Raw genomic sequence first — 16689 nt, 5'->3', positions numbered from 1 at the left:
CTTCAGGCACTTCTACCGGAACGATGTGGTGAGACATTGGTGCTGGTTAGACCGGAACGATCTTATGAGACATGCGGAACGATGTCTCCGAACCAGACACACTCTGGGGCACCATGTGAAGTCTCGAGACGTCTTTCTTGGAAGCGTCTCGAGACTTTTTGCGTCAGCATGTCTCCACAGCATTTATGAGGAAGCTTTACACAAAACTTCTAGCTAAATGGTAAGCATGTGGAACTTTATGGGGTGGTGTTTCGTTGAATGTGGTGAGATAGCTAATTTGCACCTCTCTTAGAAAGGACAACCGTGCGTTCAAGCAATCCGGTAATGAGTTCTCTGACCGAAAATAGTAGCCGCCAAAATCCTGGTTATGCGGACGTATCTACTCGTCCCATGACCGTGGATGATGTAGTGACCAAGACGGGCATAACCCTTGGCGTCATCATTGTCGCCGCAGCCATCAACTTCGCCTTGGGAATGCTAGTGAGCCCAGGTATCGCCATGGCCTTGACTCTGGTCGGTGGTATCGGTGGCTTCATTACCGTGCTCGTTGCCTCTTTTGGTAAGAAGTGGGGTTCTGCTGCAGTCACCCTGATTTATGCCGTATTTGAAGGCCTATTTGTCGGCGGCTTCTCCTTGATGTTCGCCAATCTCAACTTCCAGGGCGAGGGCGGCATGGCCATCATTGGTCAAGCGATTGTCGGCACCATCGGTGTCTTTATCGGCATGCTGATTGTGTATAAGACTGGCGCAGTGAAGGTGACTCCGAAGTTCACCAAGATTCTTTTCGGCTTGATCGCTGGCATCGCTGTCATGGCGCTTGTTAACTTCTTGGGCGCGATTTTCTTTGATTTCAACCCGTTGCGCGATGGTGGTCCGATTGCCATCATCTTCTCGCTGGTCTGCATCGTTCTTGGTGCCCTGTCCTTCCTGACCGACTTTGATCAGGCTGACCGCATGATCCGCGCTGGTGCTCCCGCTAAGAACGCGTGGGGCGTTGCTCTCGGCCTCGCTGTGACCTTGGTCTGGCTCTACACTGAAATTCTCCGTCTGCTGAGCTACTTCCAGCGAGACTAACTGACTCTTTTGTATTGGCCCGCACTTCGGTGTGGGCCTTTTTGTTGCCGAAAATTCGCTTACAAACGTGTAATTTCTGGGGTAGTGCTGGGGGATAAAGTGAGGGTTTAACCTTCATTTGGTCTACCAAACCACTCCAAGAGATGATACAGCTCATGAGCAGGAAATTTCGCCTTTTGGATGTGATGGGTGTGGCATATGTGACAAATAATTTTGTTAAATTGCCGTTAACCTTTGCGGTTGCGTAGAAAATTCTGGGTGTCTCATGCATGCTGTGTACCGGAACGGGAAATATGAAGTGAGAAGTTCTCTGTTTCACTTTTCCTGTTCCTCTCGTCAGGAAGTGAGTGCGCGAAGGATTGTTGTGAAGCGTCAGGTCACCGTAGCAACGTTGATGGTCGGCAGCACCGTTATGCTGAGCAGCTGCGTTGCAGACATCGGTACGAGGAGCGCGTCGGAGGAACCCACCAAGGTGGACGAATTTGGCGGCATTAGTTCGACCGACGGTGCAGGGGGAGCCAACGGGGACCCGGGGGATGACGCGGAAGGCAATCAGGGGGAAACGGCACACACTAATGGCGGGAAGAATGCGGACGGCGCCGGCCAACCGGGGGAGGCCGGCGCCACGGGGCCGGAAGACACTTCCGGCGTCCTACCGCCACTGGGGGAATTCGATCCGGCAGACCCGAGCTTCGAGCTTTTTGATCCGTGTACGGAGATTCCTCGCGAGCATCTTCGAGCCTTACGACTCGGTGAACAGATTGAGGATTCAGGACAGCAATCGGGGTTTTCTTTTTGTGCTTTTGACAGTGTCGAAGGCACTGGAGGAGCTGTCATTGGATTGACTACTTCTAGGCAAGCATTTGATGGCGCAGAAGTACAAATAGCCTCCTTATCTGATGGTGGGGGACACAGTGTGCCGATAGTGCAGATCGAAAGTGAATTGTTCGGGGATATGTTCTGTACTGTCGGCGTTTCTACTTCGCGTGGAATTCTAAAAGTTAGTCATTCTGGGAAACGACCTGACGATGACTACGAAGCTAAATGTTCGCAGGCCGAAAAATTGCTAAACAAATTTTACTAAAAATAATCATCGGGGGAATTATGGAATTGCGACCGGACAACATCATGGCTACTGCTATGAAAACGGAAAATCTGAAGGAGGAAATTGCACTATCTGGAGGTCGCACATATTCGCCTCTTGATGCTGGATTTTCTCCCGTTGTTGGAATTGACCATGTGGGATCCGTTCACCAACGAGTCCTTGAAACTGACCCTGGCTCTGCACGGTCTTCGCTGAAAGCATTTTCGGAACAGTTGGATTGGCTACAAGATAGCCTGGGCAGGGAAGCCCGAGGGTTTCAGGCGCAAGAGGACGCGAATAGTCGGGGAATGGAGATCGCGGATGCAGGTGGGGATATCGGTATTGAGGCGATGCCGATTATGAACCAGCCGGAGCCGGGATACAGCCCATTTGGGTTTTCCATGCCGGTGGTGAATGTCGGTACGGACATTGTGAAGCTGGCTACGGACCTGATGTCGACGCAGATTTGGAATGTGTCGGAGGCGAATGCGCGGTGGAGCTCGTTGGCGTCGGAAGTCGACGATATCGTTAGCGGGTTGCAGGAAGCAGCTGGGTCTTTGGAAGGCGAGAACGACAGCGAAGCCACGTCTAGGGCGGCGGCCAAGATTAGGGAAGTGGCTGCGTCGGGAAGCCACTTTGTAGCAAATGCCAAGGTCATGGGGGAGAAACTTACCGGGTTCCACGCCAAGCTGATGGGTATGCAGCCGACTGCGATGGCCATGGCGATGGAAGTGATGGCCATTCCAGAACCGGTCGAGCGCGAAATTGCGGAAAAGGCCGCATTGGCCGCATTGCAACCTGACCTGCAGCGCTTCGCGGTAGAGGCAATGCCGTACCAGCACGCTCTGATGGAACAATCGCCGGCGTCGGGAGGCGGCGGCGTCGACGCCGGCCTCGCTGGAGTTGATGGTGATGGGCAGCGCTACACCACCGATGCCGTGGTGTGGCCAAAGAAGATTGCGGAAGCGATTGCGCGAGGTGATTTGGGGCCGGGGAACTTTGACGTCGTCAATGGCAATGTAAACGGGCTGGAAGCGGTGGGGATGAGCCCACAGGAAATTAATGATTTTCACCAGCAGATGCATACTAGCGGCAGGAATGCGCTGGAAAGGCTTGGTCTGGGAGACCAAGTAGCCATCGGTGGGAATGAAGTGTCCACCCAAGGGGCGTCCGTGCCGAGTGTCGCTTCGCCGAACGGGGCGATGGGGCAGGTTCCTAGTGGTATAGCGCATCCGGTCGCCGCAGGAGCACATGGAGGCGCGCTTAATAACAGCGGTGCGATGGCGCCGGTAACTACAGCGCAATCCGCCAATTCTGGGATGGCGCCGATGATTGCAGCCGGACGGCCCAGGGATGCGGGCCGTGGCGTAGGCAGCGGTCAGTCGCTACGAGGCGGAATTGGATCCGCTGCAGGAAATGTAAGTGGCGGCGCCGATGTGGCGCGCGCCGGAAGAGGAGCGCAGTCAGGCCTGCACCCTGGGCGCGGAGCCGGAGCGCCCTACGCCGGTGTCGGTTCAGGCGTGCGCGCTGGCCATAGCAATGCACTCGGCGGCGGTTCGAGCATGCGCGCTGGTCTTGGCAGTGGTGCAGGAAACGGTGCTGGTGCGGGCATGCGGCCCGGCGTAGGCGGCAGTGAAAGTGCCGCGGCAGCGCGCGGTGGCAATGCAGGCCGCTCAACCGGAGGGGCGCGAGCCTATGGTCCAATGATGGGGATGCGCGGAGGAAAAGACAGTGAGAAAAAGCGCGTAAAGTCCGTCACCACGCAGGTCGAAAGGGACCCGAATAAGCGCGACCTCTTGGGGGAGCCGCCCGCTGTCGTGCCCGGTGTCATCGGGGATTGGGTGCGGGAAGTGAACCCAGAAAAATAGCATGAAAAAGGGCCGAGAATATCCCTCGGCCCTTCAAGCCTTATTACTGCTGTGGCAGTTCGGTGGCGGTACCGTTCAAGTGCGGCTGCGCTGGCTCTTCTGGAACACTGGACTCGACTACAGGTGCTTCCTCTTCAACAACGGTCTCGGGTGCGGAAGAGCTGGTCTCAGCATCTTTCTGCATCGGGGCCTCACCGGTGAAGGTGGAGGCATTTTCTACCTTGGAATCAGAATCCTGCTGGTTCGGTGGGTGGCAAGCAGCGAGGGAGAGGCCAGCAGTGAAGACCAAGCCAGCGGCAGCGAAACGGGAGAACTTCTTCATGGGGATGTGCTCTTTCTCCAGAGTGGTAAGTGGTTAAAAGTTTAGGACTCGCGTGGAGCAGCGGCCTTAGCAGAATCATACGGCGCTGCGGACTCGATGGTGACCGAAATGGTCTTGCCATTCGGAGCGGTGTACTCGCGGGTCTCGCCCTCTTGTGCGCCAAGGATGGCAGCGCCCAGCGGGGACTGCTCGGAATAGGTTTCTAGGTCCTTGTTATCGGAAGCAGCGGCGCGGGTACCGATAAGGAAGGTCTCCTTATCGTCCTTGTCACCGTTGTAGTAAACGTGAACTACGGAACCGGTGTGGGCAACGCCCTCCTGAACAGCACCGCGCTCGGTGGTGGCATTCGCAAGAACCTCAGAAATCTGCTTAATGCGGGCCTCTTCCTGGTCCTGCATCTCACGTGCGGCGTCGTAACCGGCGTTCTCTTTGAGGTCGCCTTCCTCACGGCGCTCGTTGATTTCAGCCGCGACTACTGGGCGGTGGTCGATGAGCTCCTGCAGCTCGGCCTCGAGCTTCGCCTTGGTTTCTGGGGTGATGTACTGCTTTTGCTGCTCAGCCATTCTGCAACCTTCCGTAGATAGGAATTGTGGTCAAAGCCCCTGCTAATCCCTGGGGCTATAGGTAAAAGTGGAACCGGGCATATACCCAGTTCTAGGCGCTACAAATCCTAGCACACGCGGCTAGCGGCTTTCCGCGTAGTCAGGGTTATCCATATCCAAGTATTCGGGGATATTGCCGGAACAACCATAGGCCCCGCCAGCTACGGCACGAGCGTTGGTTGGGACGTCGACAGCGATGCGCTGGGTTTCGTTTCCGCCCGCGGGAACAGGGAATTCACGGCGGCCTACTTCGGACTTGGAATAGTCATAGGCTTGGACAATGCAGTAGGCATCTTCGTCGGTGTGATTGCGGGTGACATCGACCCAAACGCGGGTGGAATCATCGCTCAAAACCTCCTGGGTCACGATGGACACCTGTGCGTTCACCCGCTCCTTTTCCTGGAAATACCGGAATCCGAAGAAAATAAGCGCGATAAAAATGGCGACAAAGATGAGCACCAGCGCCTTATTAGTCCAGCTACCAGAGTTCTTTTCAGAGGAGCCGCGGGAGCCGTAGCGGGCGGCTGAGCGAGAGTTTCCGGCGGAAGTCATGGCTTCCACTCTAGTCGAGGACCACGGTTTTCCAATTATCTACTAGGATAATCATCTGTTCAAAGAACCTAGATTAATAAGGGGATGGATTTTCAGTGAGCGATTTTCGCCTACTAGCTATCCACGCGCACCCAGACGATGAATCTTCCAAGGGTGCTGCCACCACCGCGCGCTATGCCGCAGAAGGCAATGAGGTTTTGGTACTGACCTGTACCGGTGGTGAGCGCGGCGATGTGATTAACCCCGCCATGGACCGCCCGGGAATCAAGGAAAAGATGGGCGAGGTCCGCCGGGAAGAAATGGCTAACGCTGCGCGGGCACTGGGCGTACAACATCGCTGGCTGGGCCACGTTGATTCCGGATTGCCGGACCCGGTTGAAGGCAAGACTATGGAGGAATTGCTGCCGGAAAGCTGTTTCGCGTTGCTGGGGGATGACACCGTCGCGCAGGAATACGTCCAGGTTATCCGTGAATTTCGACCACACGTCATTGTCACCTATGACGAAAATGGCGGTTATCCGCACCCAGACCATTTGATGGTGCACCGGGCTTCCATGATCGCGTGGGAGAAGGCAGGCGATGCCGAGTACCACCCAGAGCTGGGTAAGCCGTGGGAGCCGCTGAAGCTGTACTATTCGCACGGCTTTGTTTATCAGCGCATGAAGATGTTCCATGATCTGCTCCTGGAAGAAGGTAATACCAGTCCTTATGGGCCAATGTTGGCGCGTTGGGACACCGCTTTTGGCGATATCATGGCGCGTGTAACCACCCAGGTGGAATGCGCGGATTATTTCAGCAATCGCGAGGAGGCCTTGCGGGCGCACGCCACGCAGATCGATCCGGCGGGTGCCTTCTTGGCGACGTCGGTGGAGGTACAGCAGCGCCTTTGGCCCACCGAGGAGTTCGAGCTGGCGAAGACCCGTGTTTCTACCTCCCTGCCAGAAAATAACCTTTTTGCCGGCATCGAAGAGAAAGAGGAGGCCTAAGATATGAGTATGTATGGCTCTTTCGTTCTGGCCGCACATGACGTATTTGTACTCGCCCAAGGAACTGAGGGCGCCGAAGGTGGCCCAATGGGCCCTGAATTTGGCAAAGCTTCGCCCATTGGCCTGCTGATCCTGGCGCTTATGGGCGTTGCGGTACTGTTTGCGGGTTGGAATTTCCATCGCCGTTACTCACGCTTTCGCCGCCGCATGATGTTTGCGGAGGATCACGGAATCGATCCATTCGATGAGGAAGCCGTGGATAAGGCGATGAAGGAAGCCGGCATTTACGATAACCGCAAGAAGTCCATTTTCTAGGCGGATAGACTAATGAGCGTGAGTTCTCTCAAGCAGCTGGCCTACCCAGCTTATGAAGCCCGTCTGGCGCGTCTGATCAAGGGAAAGCCGCAGCCTAAGCACATAGCCATTATGGCCGACGGCAATCGTCGGTGGGCGCGTGAGGCTGGGTTTACCGATATCAGCCATGGTCACCGCCAAGGCGCCAAGAAGATCGGAGAGATGATCTCGTGGTGCCGCGATACTGATATCGAGGTGGTCACCATTTATTTGCTGTCCACAGAGAACCTGAAGCGCAGCGAGCAGGAAGTAGAGCTGCTCTTTGACATCATCTCGGACGTTGTCACGCACCTATCCCATAGCGACGTCGGCTGTCAGGTGCGCTTGGTTGGCCACCTCGACCTACTCCCAGATGATATCCGCCAGCGCATGGTGACGGCAGCGGCAGAAACCAAGGATAATACCGGGGTCATCGTCAATGTGGCGGTGGGCTATGGCGGACGCCAAGAAATTGTGGACGCCGTGCAGAACTTGGTGCGTGCGGAAGCAGAGAAAGGAACTACCGCAGCGGAGATGGCGGACCGCGTCACCGCAGATTCCATTGGGGAACACCTGTACACCAAGGGACTTCCGGACCCGGATTTGGTCATCCGCACCTCTGGTGAACAACGCCTGTCGGGCTTCCTCCTGTGGCAGGCCGCGTACTCCGAGATCTGGTTCACGGATACTTACTGGCCAGCATTCCGCAAGGTGGACTTCCTCCGCGCCTTGCGGGATTACTCCCAACGTTCGCGCCGCTTTGGCAAATAGGCTCTAGAGCTTGCGCATCCGTACTTGCTCCACCAAGTGATGCGAGCCCTTTTTCAGCACAAGGGAGGCTCGCACACGGGTGGGCAGGATATTTTCCACCAAATTCGGCAGGTTAATGGACTGCCAAATTTCGCGAGCTTGAGCGCGGGCTTCCTCATCGTTTATGTCTGCAAAGGCAGAGAAGTGGGCGTTGGGCTCGCGGAAAGCGGTGTGCCGCAGAGTAAGGAAGCGGTCGATATACCACTGCTCGATATCGTCGGTGCGGGCATCAACATATACCGAGAAATCAAAGAGGTCCGCCACGGTCAACGTGGGACTCGTCTGCAGTACGTTGAGCCCCTCCAGAATAAGGATGTCGGGCTGGTTTACTTCCTGGTATTCCCCGTCCACAATGTCATAGGAGATATGAGAATAAAGTGGCGCTTTGACCAGAGGCTTTCCTGATTTTACGTCCGTGACAAAGCGAAGGAGTGCACGCCGGTCATAGGATTCTGGAAATCCCTTGCGTTGCATGAGGCCGCGTTTCTTGAGGGTTTCGGTGGGGAAGAGGAAGCCGTCGGTAGTAACGAGCGCGACCTTGGGGTGGGAGTCCCAGCGTTGCAGGAGCACCTGAAGGAGGCGGGCAGTGGTGGATTTTCCCACTGCCACGGAGCCGGCCACACCGATGACAAAGGGAACGTGCGTCGGAGGGTTGCCTAAGAAGGACTCGGTAGCCGTGGTGAGCTGCTGGCGTGCCATGACCTGCATATGGATAAGGCGGGAGAGGGGGAGGTAGACATCAGCCACCTCATCCAAGTCGATGCGGTCTCCTAGGCCGCGAAGCTTTTCCACCTCGGTTTCCGTGAGCACCTGAGGCATGGATTTACGCAGTTCACGCCAGGTCTCGCGGTCAAAATCTAGGTAGGGACTCGAATCCAATGTGCGCGCCATGGCTCCATTGTTGCACTTGCATAATCTGTGGGTAAAAGTATGCCCCCTTAGGGAGCATGGCACGATAAGATATGCAGCATCCCATACCGCTTGATTTTGAGAAGGGGACCACACCTTTATGGCTTCTTTTACCTCTGACCTCCGCGACCTCGATCCGGACGTATTCGGCGCAATTCAGGGAGAGATTTCCCGCCAGCGCGAAACCCTGGAAATGATCGCCTCTGAGAACTTTGTGCCGCGCGCCGTGCTCCAGGCACAGGGCTCCGTGCTTACCAACAAGTACGCCGAGGGCTACCCGGGGCGCCGCTACTACGGTGGCTGCGAGCATGTCGACGTCGTGGAAGACCTAGCTCGCAGCCGCGCTAAGGGGCTCTTTGGTGCGGAATTCGCCAACGTTCAGCCGCACTCCGGTGCGCAAGCGAACGCAGCGGTGCTTTCCACCATCGCTGAGCCGGGCGACAAGATTTTGGGCCTGTCCCTGGCTCACGGCGGCCACCTTACCCACGGCATGAAGTTGAACTTCTCTGGCAAGCTTTATGATGTCGCTGCCTACGAGGTGGATTCAGAGACCATGCGTGTGGACATGGATAAGCTGCGCGAGCAGGCGCTGAAGGAAAAGCCGAAGGTCATTATCGGAGGCTGGTCTGCCTACCCGCGCACCATGGATTTCGCGGCCTTCCGTGAAATTGCTGATGAGGTCGGCGCTTACCTGTGGGTAGATATGGCTCACTTTGCTGGTCTCGTGGCGGCCGGCCTGCACCCGAGCCCAGTGCCTCACGCGGATATCGTGTCCACCACCGTGCATAAGACCCTGGGTGGCCCGCGCTCCGGCATGATTTTGGCCAAGCAGGATTACGCCAAGAAGATCAATTCTAACGTCTTCCCGGGCCAGCAGGGCGGACCGCTGATGCACGTGGTCGCAGCCAAGGCTATCGCCATGAAGATTGCCGCTACAGAGGAATTCAAGGAGCGCCAAGAACGCACCTTGGAGGGGGCTCGTATTCTGGCAGAGCGCCTTACCGCCGAAGATGCCAAGGCAGCTGGCGTGGACGTACTGACCGGCGGCACCGATGTGCACTTGGTCTTGGCGGACCTGCGCAATTCCGAATTGGATGGACAGCAGGCAGAGGATCTGCTGCATGAAGTAGGCATCACTGTTAACCGCAATGCCGTGCCGAATGACCCGCGTCCGCCGATGGTCACCTCTGGCCTGCGCATTGGTACTTCTGCGCTGGCAACCCGTGGTTTGGATGCTGAGGCCTTTACCGAGGTCGCAGATATCATCGGCAACGCTTTGGTACAGGGCAAGAATGCCGATGTGGAGGCCCTGCGCGCTCGTGTGGACAAGATTGCCGAGCACTACCCGCTGTATGAGGGCCTAGAGGACTGGAAGCTGGTTTAGTCCTTCACCTCATGGCCACGGGCCTGCGCCATGGTAGCGCGGGCCTGCTGGAGCCATTCCGGCTGCTCTTTGAGGAGCTGATTGATTTCCGCTGTGGTCAGCGGCTTATCCATATCGTTCTTCTTGAGCGCGGTAACAGAGATTCCCAGCTTATGGGCAACCTCGGGGCGGGGATGGGGGCCTTCGCGGCGCAAGGTTTGCAGCCACTCGGGTGGGTTGTGCTGCAGTTCGCGCAGCTCTTCGTGGCTAATGGCACTATTTTGGAACTCGTCCGGCGCGGCGGGCAGGTAGATGCCTAGCTTCTTCGCCGCGGTTTGGGCACGCATAGCGGTGCCGGATGGTTGCTTTTGTTCTTCAGTCACGCTTTTACCGTAGCACTTTCAGTAGACTGTCCTCTATGCTGCGCTTAGCTTTTGCCACCGGTACAGAGCCTGGAAAGTGGTTTCGCCGATTCGAAGAAAATACTGCTCATGGTGGTTTGTACACCGTTGATGCGGACGATGCGCTCGCCCCGCTGGTAGCCGGCGAGGTCGACCTAGCTCTTGCGCGCTTGCCGGATGCGCGGGTGGACGACACTTTTCATGTGGTGCGACTATATCAGGAGGCCCCTGGCATCGCCGTTCCCAAGGACTCGGTCTATGCGGAGGTAGGCGAGGAGCTTACGCTTGCCGACGTCGCCGATGAACACCTTAACTACCGCCTCGCCGATTCCGGTCGTGTCGATGTCCCCGCCGTCCGCGACGCCCTGCAGGTAGTGGCGGCCAATGTAGGCATCGCGATTGCGCCGCGGCCCCTGCTGAAGGTCTTGAGCAAAAAGCAGGTGGTGCCGTTGAGCCTCAAAGACGAGTCCGTGCCGGTAACGGAGATTGCATTGGTGTGGCGCAAGGACGATGACGGGGAAGCAATTCAGGACTTCGTGGGCGTCGCCAAGGGCCGCACCGCGCGGTCTTCGCGGCAGGAGAAGCCGAAGCGCAGCGCCAGGGAAAAGGCGAAGGCGAAGCAGGCGCTGAGAAACGTTAACAATTCGTTACAAAAGAAAAAGAAGGCCTCTAAGCAGCGCAAACGTAGGTAGTCCTTTACTGTTTGCTGTCCGCTTCCTGTCCATGCAGGTGGCGTTAGCTGGGTAGTGCCATTACGGTGGGCGTCGTTCGTCATTAAGGACGATTAAACAAAAATTTAGAATTAACTTACTTTCTCGTTGAAAGGATGATGCAGAAATGCAGAAGATGACCCGTCGTATCGCAGGTGGCTTCGCAGCAGCAACCCTGTCCGTTGCTCTCGTAGCTTGCTCCGATGCTGAGGATGCAGCTGACGACGCCAAGGACACTGCCGGCTCCGTCGCTGCAGACGCTACCGACGCTGCTGCTGAGGCTACTTCCGATGATGATGCGGACGATTCCGAGGGTGCAGAAGCATCTGACTCTGAAGATGCGGACGACCAGGATGACGCTACCAAGTCCATCGCTACCGCTAACGGCGACGTAGAGGTTCCGGCTGATTTCGCTTCCGCTATTGAAGAGAAGAAGGCTGAGTGGGGCGACGTAAAGAGCATCGAGCAGGGTGACGATGATGAGTTCCTCGCTAACTTTGATAACGGCAACCTGCTGACCTTCGACGACGATGGGGGCGCTCAGCCTATCGTTGGCAAGATTGCTGAAACCTGGAAGGAGCAGGGTGGCCTGGACTCTGAGGTAGGCCTGCCTAAGGCTGCTGAGGAAAAGGCTGCTCAGGGCAAGGGCTGGACCCAGCAGTTCGACGATGGCGTTATCTCTTGGATCCAGGACGAGAGCGGCAAGTTCACCTCTTCCGTAGAGAAGTAAATAGCTCTTTTAGAGCTTCTCCCTCTGCAGCTTCTGCTGCGGAGGGATTTTTCGTTTTCTTAATGTTCATCTTGCACCCATGTAATTTCAACCTTCGGTGCCTACTTTGGGTGGCAACCCCGGGGATTCGGGGTGATTCGGAAGAAGTCTGATCTACCGCACACTAAGGGAGAACCCTGCCATCATGTCTCGTTCCTCTGTACTTTCTACTCCGCTTGCCACTACTGATAACACCGTCGCTACCAAGACCTATGTAGTGGATACCTCGGTCTTGCTTTCTGACCCTTGGGCCCTGCGTAAATTTGCAGAACACGATGTGGTCCTTCCCGTTGTAGTTATTTCTGAACTGGAAGGAAAACGTCATCACCCGGAGCTTGGCTGGTTCGCCCGCCAAGCTCTTCGCTTTTTGGAGGAGCTGCGCGCTACCTATGAGGCCTTAGACCAGCCGGTTCCCGTCAATGTGGATGGCGGCACCCTGCGCGTGGAATTGAACCATCAAGACCAATCCTTGCTACCTACCGCGTTCCGCGGGCCCGAGGGCGACCACCGCATCTTGGCGTGCGCTCTCAACCTTGCGCACGAGGGGAAGGACACCGTGCTCGTCACGAAGGACGTGCCACTGCGTGTGAAGGCCGGTGCGGTAGGCGTGCAGGCGGATGAGTATCACGCCCAGGACGTAGTCTTGACCGGCTATACCGGAATGGCGACGGTGCAAACCAGCTCGGATGTCATCGATGCCCTCTATCGTAATGGGGAAGTCATGCTAGACGGCGTCGAAACTGAAAAGGGTACCGCGGTGGAGGAACTGCCGGTGCACTGCGGCTTGACCTTGGCAGCGGGTGCGCAATCCGCGCTGGGTCGAATGAGCGCTGATGGCGTGGTCGAGCTCGTACGTGGTGATATCAATGCCTTTGGCCTTCAGGGACGCTCCGCAGAGCAGCGTATCGCTTTGGATTTGCTGATGGACCCAAACGTGGGAATTGTCTCCATCGGTGGCCGCGCCGGCACCGGCAAGTCGGCACTTGCGCTGTGCGCCGGTTTGGAGGCGGTGCTTGAGCGCGGGGAGCACCGGCGCATTGTGGTCTTTCGCCCGATGTATGCGGTTGGCGGGCAGTCGCTGGGATACCTACCGGGCACTGAATCGGACAAGATGAACCCGTGGGCGCAGGCGGTCTATGACACCTTGGAGGGCTTGGTGTCTGACAATGTCATGGAAGAGGTACACGAGCGTGGCCTTATCGAAGTCTTGCCGCTGACGCATATTCGCGGGCGCTCGCTGCATGATGCTTTTGTCATCGTGGATGAGGCGCAGTCCTTGGAGCGAAACGTCTTGCTTACTGTGCTTTCTCGGTTGGGGAAGGGCTCGCGAGTAGTTCTTACTCACGATGTGGCACAGCGCGATAACCTGCGCGTGGGCCGGCACGACGGAGTGCAGGCAGTGATTGAAAAGCTCAAGGGACATGAGCTTTTTGCGCATATTACGCTGCAGCGTTCCGAGCGCTCTGCCATTGCGGAGCTCGTTACTGACCTGTTGGAAGGCGGCAACTAGGCCAAGTTCGTTCGCGTTTGGCGATCTTTATGTGTACAGCGTGGCGAAGCTGGGCATGGCCCAGTAATAATGTTGTATATGAGCGAGAACGCTAAGCAGACGTCTTCGGACGACAAGAAGAAAGATTTCCGCATCCGCCCCTTTACCGCGGCGGATTACCCGCAGATGCGAGAGATCTATGAACAGGGACTCAATACTGGGCACGCTACCTATGAGACCCGATCCCTGACCTTTGAGGAATTCAAAGCCGGCAAGATCATGCCTTCGGTGCATGTGGCCGTTGAAGCAGATGATGATTCTAAGGTCCTGGGGTGGGTTTCCGCGGCGCCGGTATCTACCCGCACCGTCTTTCACGGAGTGGTGGAGGATTCCATCTACCTAGGTGCCGAGGCACAGGGCCGCGGCATCGGCGGCGCACTTCTGGATCGTCTGATTGAGGTGTGTCAGGACCTGCACAAGTGGGCCATCCACTCATGGATTTTCCCCGAAAATTCAGGTTCTGCGGGGCTGCATAAATCGCGCGGCTTCGTGAAGGTGGGCACCTACTCGCATATGGCGAAGATGACCTACGGCGAGCTTGCGGGCCAGTGGCGCGATACCGACGTATATGAGTTGCTTTTGCCCAAACCGGAGGAAAAGAAGCGGTAGTTTCCCCAGCGCATTTAAGCCCCTGCTCGTACCACACTCGTGGTAACGATGGCAGGGGAATTTTGGGCGCTACACTGCAGGAACGTCCCAGGAGTGAAACCAGCTAAAGCGCGGGATCGGGGTGCCGTGCGCGCGGGCTAGGGAAACTAGATAGTCCCTTGTACGCCGCACCTCGATGGGACCGGCTTGAATATCCAACGCCGCCTGAAGGCCGCCGGGGGCATAGCCGAGAGCGGACTCTATGGGGGCGTCGGCAAGCGGGAGCGCATCACGCAGGGCTTGCAGCTCTCGGCATGTCGCCTGTACTTCAGCAGGGGAAAGAACCATTAGTCAATCGTTTCCTTCAGTCGCTCCTCGCGCAGCGGTAGGAGGAGGACGAGGGCGACGATAACTAGCGGAACCATCAGGGCGATGACCGGGGTCAGGCCGTCATTATAGGAGTTGAGGATTGCTTCCTCGATGGGCTGAGGGAAGGAGGCAACCAAATCCGGGGTGAGGCTATTGGCACCGCCGTCAGCATCGCCGAACTTCTCTGCATAGGCGGCACCCTCCGGGCCCATCTTCTGGAAAGCCTCCGGCATGCGGGTAGCCATCTCATCCTTCATATTGTGGATGAACATGGAGCCAACCAGGGAAGCACCCAGTGCAGAACCGATCTGGCGGAAGAAGTTATTCGCCGCGGTAGCTGTACCCACCTGGGACAGTGGGAAGGAGTTTTGGACGATGAGCACGAGGACCTGGATAACCATGCCCAAGCCGATGCCGAAGACCAGGAACTCGCAGCCAAGCTGCTTCAGGGAAGTCTCCACGGTTAGGTGAGACATCCAGAACAATGCACCAGCAGTAATTGCCAGGCCGATGATGGGGTAGACCTTGTAGTGACCGGTCCGGGCGATGATAAAGCCTACGCCAGTGGAGGTACCGATAAGGCCCACCATCATCGGGATCATCATGAGACCCGCCTTGGTTGGGGTCAGGGTGTGCACCATCTGCAGATAGGTTGGCATGTAGCCCAGAACGCCGAACATTGCCAGGCCAAGTACTACGCCGGAGAGGGTGGTCAGGGCCATATTGCGGTTCTTGAATAGGCGAACTGGAATGAGCGGTTCCTTGGCGCGCAGCTCCACCAGGATGGTGATGATGGTGCCGATGATGGTGATGGCACCCAAGGTGAGGATCATGGAAGAGCCCCACTCGTATTCGGTGCCGCCCCAGGTGGTCATGAGGATAAGGGAAGCGGTGGTGATGGCGATGAAGGTGGCACCAAGCCAGTCAAAGCGCTTCATATCGGCATCACCCACGCGCAGGTGCAGCACGAGGGTGCACACGATGATAGCGAGGATGCCCAGCGGGATATTCATCCACATGCCCCAGCGCCAGCCTGGGCCGTCGGTGAACCAGCCGCCGAGGACGGGGCCGAGAACCGAGGACAGGCCGAAGACGCCGCCCATGATGCCCATGAACTTGCCGCGCTCACGGGAGGAGGTGACCTCCGCGATGATGGACTGGGAGGAAATCATCATAAAACCTGCGCCAAAGCCCTGGACAGCGCGGGCGATGATCAGCAGCGTCATGGAGTTGGCAAAGCCGCCGAGGGTAGAGCCCACGACGAAGATGGCGATACCACCAATGTAGAGCCACTTGCGGCCCAGCATGTCACCCAGCTTGCCGGAAATAGGCATGGCGATGGTCATGGTGACAAGGAAGGCGGAGATGACCCAGCTCATGTGGTCGACGCCGCCGAGCTCACCAACGATGGTTGGAAGAGCAGAAGAGAAGATCATTTGGCCCAAAGAGCTCATCAGCATGGTGAGCATCAAAGCCGAGAAGATAAGCCCGAGGTTATTGGCTCGGGATTGGCCCTGCGAGGGGGCCTTATTAGCCGTATCTACCATCGCATTCCTTTCATAAAATCTGTTATTAGCGTGAGGGAAGTATCGAGTCGCGCGTGGAGGTCCTTGCTGCAATCCGCATCGGGGGATGCCATCGCGAGCCAAAGTGCCTCGCGGACGAGGCCGGCGATGAGCATCGCCTCGGTACTTGCGGGGCAGTTATCGAGGACGCGAAGCTCCGGTTCTGTGGTGAGGCGTTCTTCAATGAGATCGATAAGCTCAATGGATTTTGCCCGCTTCCGGCTTATTGCCGCCGCGGCCGCATCCGGATCATTCGAGATGCGTTTGCGGCGGTCCCGGATGGTCGGGTTGATGTGGTGGCTTTCCATGTGTTGCCTGACCAACTGGAGGACGAGTCCTACCATGCTGGTCGTTGGCTCAGTGAGGAAGAACTCCCGCATCTCCTCCGTAAACTCGGTGCTTGGAGCACCTAGTACGGCGGATTCTTTGGAGTCGAAATAATTGAAGAAGGTGCGCCGAGAAATACCGGCTACTTCGCAAATCCTCTCAATCGTGACCGCGCTAAAGGATTGTTCATCCACCAGCTTTGTGGCGGCATCCTCAATGCGCAGGCGCGTCTCGAGGCGCTTCTGCTCGCGTAGGGATAATTCTTCTTGCACGCCATGCAACTTTACACTCGGTGCAAACTTGCACCAAGTGCAAAAGTGGTGATTTTAGAGGTGCGTTTCCCCTAATGTGTGCTATGCCATAGCGCTTGCCGACGCCCATTACGTTGTTAGCAGTTCCACCTCAGGGTGCCGAAGATTCATGGTCTGTCCACCCGATTGGGCGGGTTATGTTTATTTCCGTTCCCTCCGTCTGAAAAGACAGTGGAACTAGTCGCTGGCTTCGGTAT

General features: G+C 56.9%; 19 protein-coding genes. 11 read left to right on the top strand and 8 right to left on the bottom strand.

The annotated features are described in order from the left end of the window. The first annotated feature begins 303 nt into the window (after positions 1 to 303). The 3 genes from BKN05_RS10530 (at position 304) to BKN05_RS10520 (ending at position 4026) form a co-directional block, all read left to right on the top strand. The gene (locus BKN05_RS10530) at positions 304 to 1074 is read left to right on the top strand and encodes a Bax inhibitor-1/YccA family protein (RefSeq protein ID WP_286688601.1); all 771 of its coding nucleotides are present in this window, start codon (positions 304 to 306) and stop codon (positions 1072 to 1074) included. Between the two features lie 364 nt (positions 1075 to 1438). Next, complete coding sequence (locus BKN05_RS10525; RefSeq protein ID WP_286688600.1) at positions 1439 to 2158, top strand: DUF3558 family protein; 720 nt, start codon at positions 1439 to 1441, stop codon at positions 2156 to 2158. Beyond that, entirely contained in the window at positions 2119 to 4026 is a 1908-nt protein-coding gene (locus BKN05_RS10520; RefSeq protein ID WP_316082916.1) for a hypothetical protein, read from the top strand. The genes BKN05_RS10525 and BKN05_RS10520 overlap by 40 nt, the downstream gene beginning before the upstream one ends. A gap of 43 nt (positions 4027 to 4069) precedes the next feature. On the opposite strand, the gene BKN05_RS10515 is transcribed toward BKN05_RS10520, so the two are convergent. From BKN05_RS10515 to BKN05_RS10505, 3 genes are all read right to left on the bottom strand, one after another. Next, positions 4070 to 4348 carry a thiamine biosynthesis protein X gene (locus BKN05_RS10515; protein WP_286688599.1) on the bottom strand — a complete coding sequence of 93 codons (279 nt, stop codon included), beginning with the start codon at positions 4346 to 4348 and terminating at the stop codon, positions 4070 to 4072. A 41-nt stretch (positions 4349 to 4389) separates the two neighbouring features. Continuing rightward, complete coding sequence (gene greA, locus BKN05_RS10510) at positions 4390 to 4911, bottom strand: transcription elongation factor GreA (RefSeq protein WP_005323614.1); 522 nt, start codon at positions 4909 to 4911, stop codon at positions 4390 to 4392. Positions 4912 to 5031: 120 nt separating this feature from the next. After that, a complete protein-coding gene (locus BKN05_RS10505) occupies positions 5032 to 5502 on the bottom strand; it encodes a DUF4307 domain-containing protein (RefSeq protein ID WP_239274463.1) in 471 nt (156 codons plus the stop codon). A gap of 95 nt (positions 5503 to 5597) precedes the next feature. Between BKN05_RS10505 and mca the strand changes: the two genes are divergently transcribed. From mca to BKN05_RS10490, 3 genes are read left to right on the top strand one after another with little or no spacing between them, the layout of a single operon-like run. Beyond that, entirely contained in the window at positions 5598 to 6488 is an 891-nt protein-coding gene (gene mca / locus BKN05_RS10500) for a mycothiol conjugate amidase Mca (protein ID WP_286688598.1), read from the top strand. 3 nt (positions 6489 to 6491) lie between these two features. Then, entirely contained in the window at positions 6492 to 6803 is a 312-nt protein-coding gene (locus tag BKN05_RS10495) for a hypothetical protein (protein ID WP_005323610.1), read from the top strand. 12 nt (positions 6804 to 6815) lie between these two features. After that, positions 6816 to 7592 carry an isoprenyl transferase gene (locus BKN05_RS10490; protein WP_049378454.1) on the top strand — a complete coding sequence of 259 codons (777 nt, stop codon included), beginning with the start codon at positions 6816 to 6818 and terminating at the stop codon, positions 7590 to 7592. Between the two features lie 3 nt (positions 7593 to 7595). Here the strand turns inward: BKN05_RS10490 and coaA are convergent, their stop codons facing one another. Continuing rightward, a complete protein-coding gene (gene coaA / locus BKN05_RS10485; RefSeq protein WP_286688597.1) occupies positions 7596 to 8522 on the bottom strand; it encodes a type I pantothenate kinase in 927 nt (308 codons plus the stop codon). Between the two features lie 118 nt (positions 8523 to 8640). Between coaA and glyA the strand changes: the two genes are divergently transcribed. After that, entirely contained in the window at positions 8641 to 9924 is a 1284-nt protein-coding gene (gene glyA / locus BKN05_RS10480) for a serine hydroxymethyltransferase (protein ID WP_286688596.1), read from the top strand. Here glyA and BKN05_RS10475 read toward each other — a convergent pair. Next, positions 9921 to 10250 (bottom strand): DUF5997 family protein, encoded by a 330-nt coding sequence (locus BKN05_RS10475; protein ID WP_239235582.1) that lies wholly within the window; start codon positions 10248 to 10250, stop codon positions 9921 to 9923. The genes glyA and BKN05_RS10475 overlap by 4 nt on opposite strands. A 71-nt stretch (positions 10251 to 10321) precedes the next feature. Between BKN05_RS10475 and BKN05_RS10470 the strand changes: the two genes are divergently transcribed. The 4 genes from BKN05_RS10470 (at position 10322) to BKN05_RS10455 (ending at position 13941) form a co-directional block, all read left to right on the top strand. Beyond that, complete coding sequence (locus tag BKN05_RS10470; protein WP_286688595.1) at positions 10322 to 10996, top strand: LysR family transcriptional regulator substrate-binding protein; 675 nt, start codon at positions 10322 to 10324, stop codon at positions 10994 to 10996. 145 nt (positions 10997 to 11141) lie between these two features. Next, positions 11142 to 11744, top strand: a complete 603-nt coding sequence (locus BKN05_RS10465; RefSeq protein ID WP_286688594.1) for an LGFP repeat-containing protein — start codon at positions 11142 to 11144, stop codon at positions 11742 to 11744. A gap of 184 nt (positions 11745 to 11928) precedes the next feature. Beyond that, entirely contained in the window at positions 11929 to 13293 is a 1365-nt protein-coding gene (gene phoH2, locus BKN05_RS10460) for an RNA 5'-3' helicase PhoH2 (protein ID WP_286688593.1), read from the top strand. 78 nt (positions 13294 to 13371) lie between these two features. Then, positions 13372 to 13941 carry a GNAT family N-acetyltransferase gene (locus tag BKN05_RS10455; RefSeq protein WP_286688592.1) on the top strand — a complete coding sequence of 190 codons (570 nt, stop codon included), beginning with the start codon at positions 13372 to 13374 and terminating at the stop codon, positions 13939 to 13941. Between the two features lie 69 nt (positions 13942 to 14010). Here the strand turns inward: BKN05_RS10455 and BKN05_RS10450 are convergent, their stop codons facing one another. Genes BKN05_RS10450 through BKN05_RS10440 form a run of 3 tightly spaced genes read right to left on the bottom strand, consistent with a single transcriptional unit; the run spans position 14011 to position 16453 of the window. Continuing rightward, the gene (locus BKN05_RS10450) at positions 14011 to 14268 is read right to left on the bottom strand and encodes a DUF2316 family protein (RefSeq protein WP_286688591.1); all 258 of its coding nucleotides are present in this window, start codon (positions 14266 to 14268) and stop codon (positions 14011 to 14013) included. Further along, positions 14268 to 15836 (bottom strand): MDR family MFS transporter, encoded by a 1569-nt coding sequence (locus BKN05_RS10445; protein ID WP_286688590.1) that lies wholly within the window; start codon positions 15834 to 15836, stop codon positions 14268 to 14270. The genes BKN05_RS10450 and BKN05_RS10445 overlap by 1 nt, the downstream gene beginning before the upstream one ends. Then, entirely contained in the window at positions 15830 to 16453 is a 624-nt protein-coding gene (locus BKN05_RS10440) for a TetR/AcrR family transcriptional regulator (RefSeq protein WP_284844080.1), read from the bottom strand. The genes BKN05_RS10445 and BKN05_RS10440 overlap by 7 nt, the downstream gene beginning before the upstream one ends. Positions 16454 to 16689: the final 236 nt, after the last annotated feature.

The organism is Corynebacterium sp. S5S1, assembly GCF_001913985.1.
Classification (GTDB): domain Bacteria; phylum Actinomycetota; class Actinomycetes; order Mycobacteriales; family Mycobacteriaceae; genus Corynebacterium; species Corynebacterium marquesiae.
The sequence above is the reverse complement of the archived record's forward strand: the minus strand, read 5'-3'. Positions and strand labels throughout refer to the sequence as shown.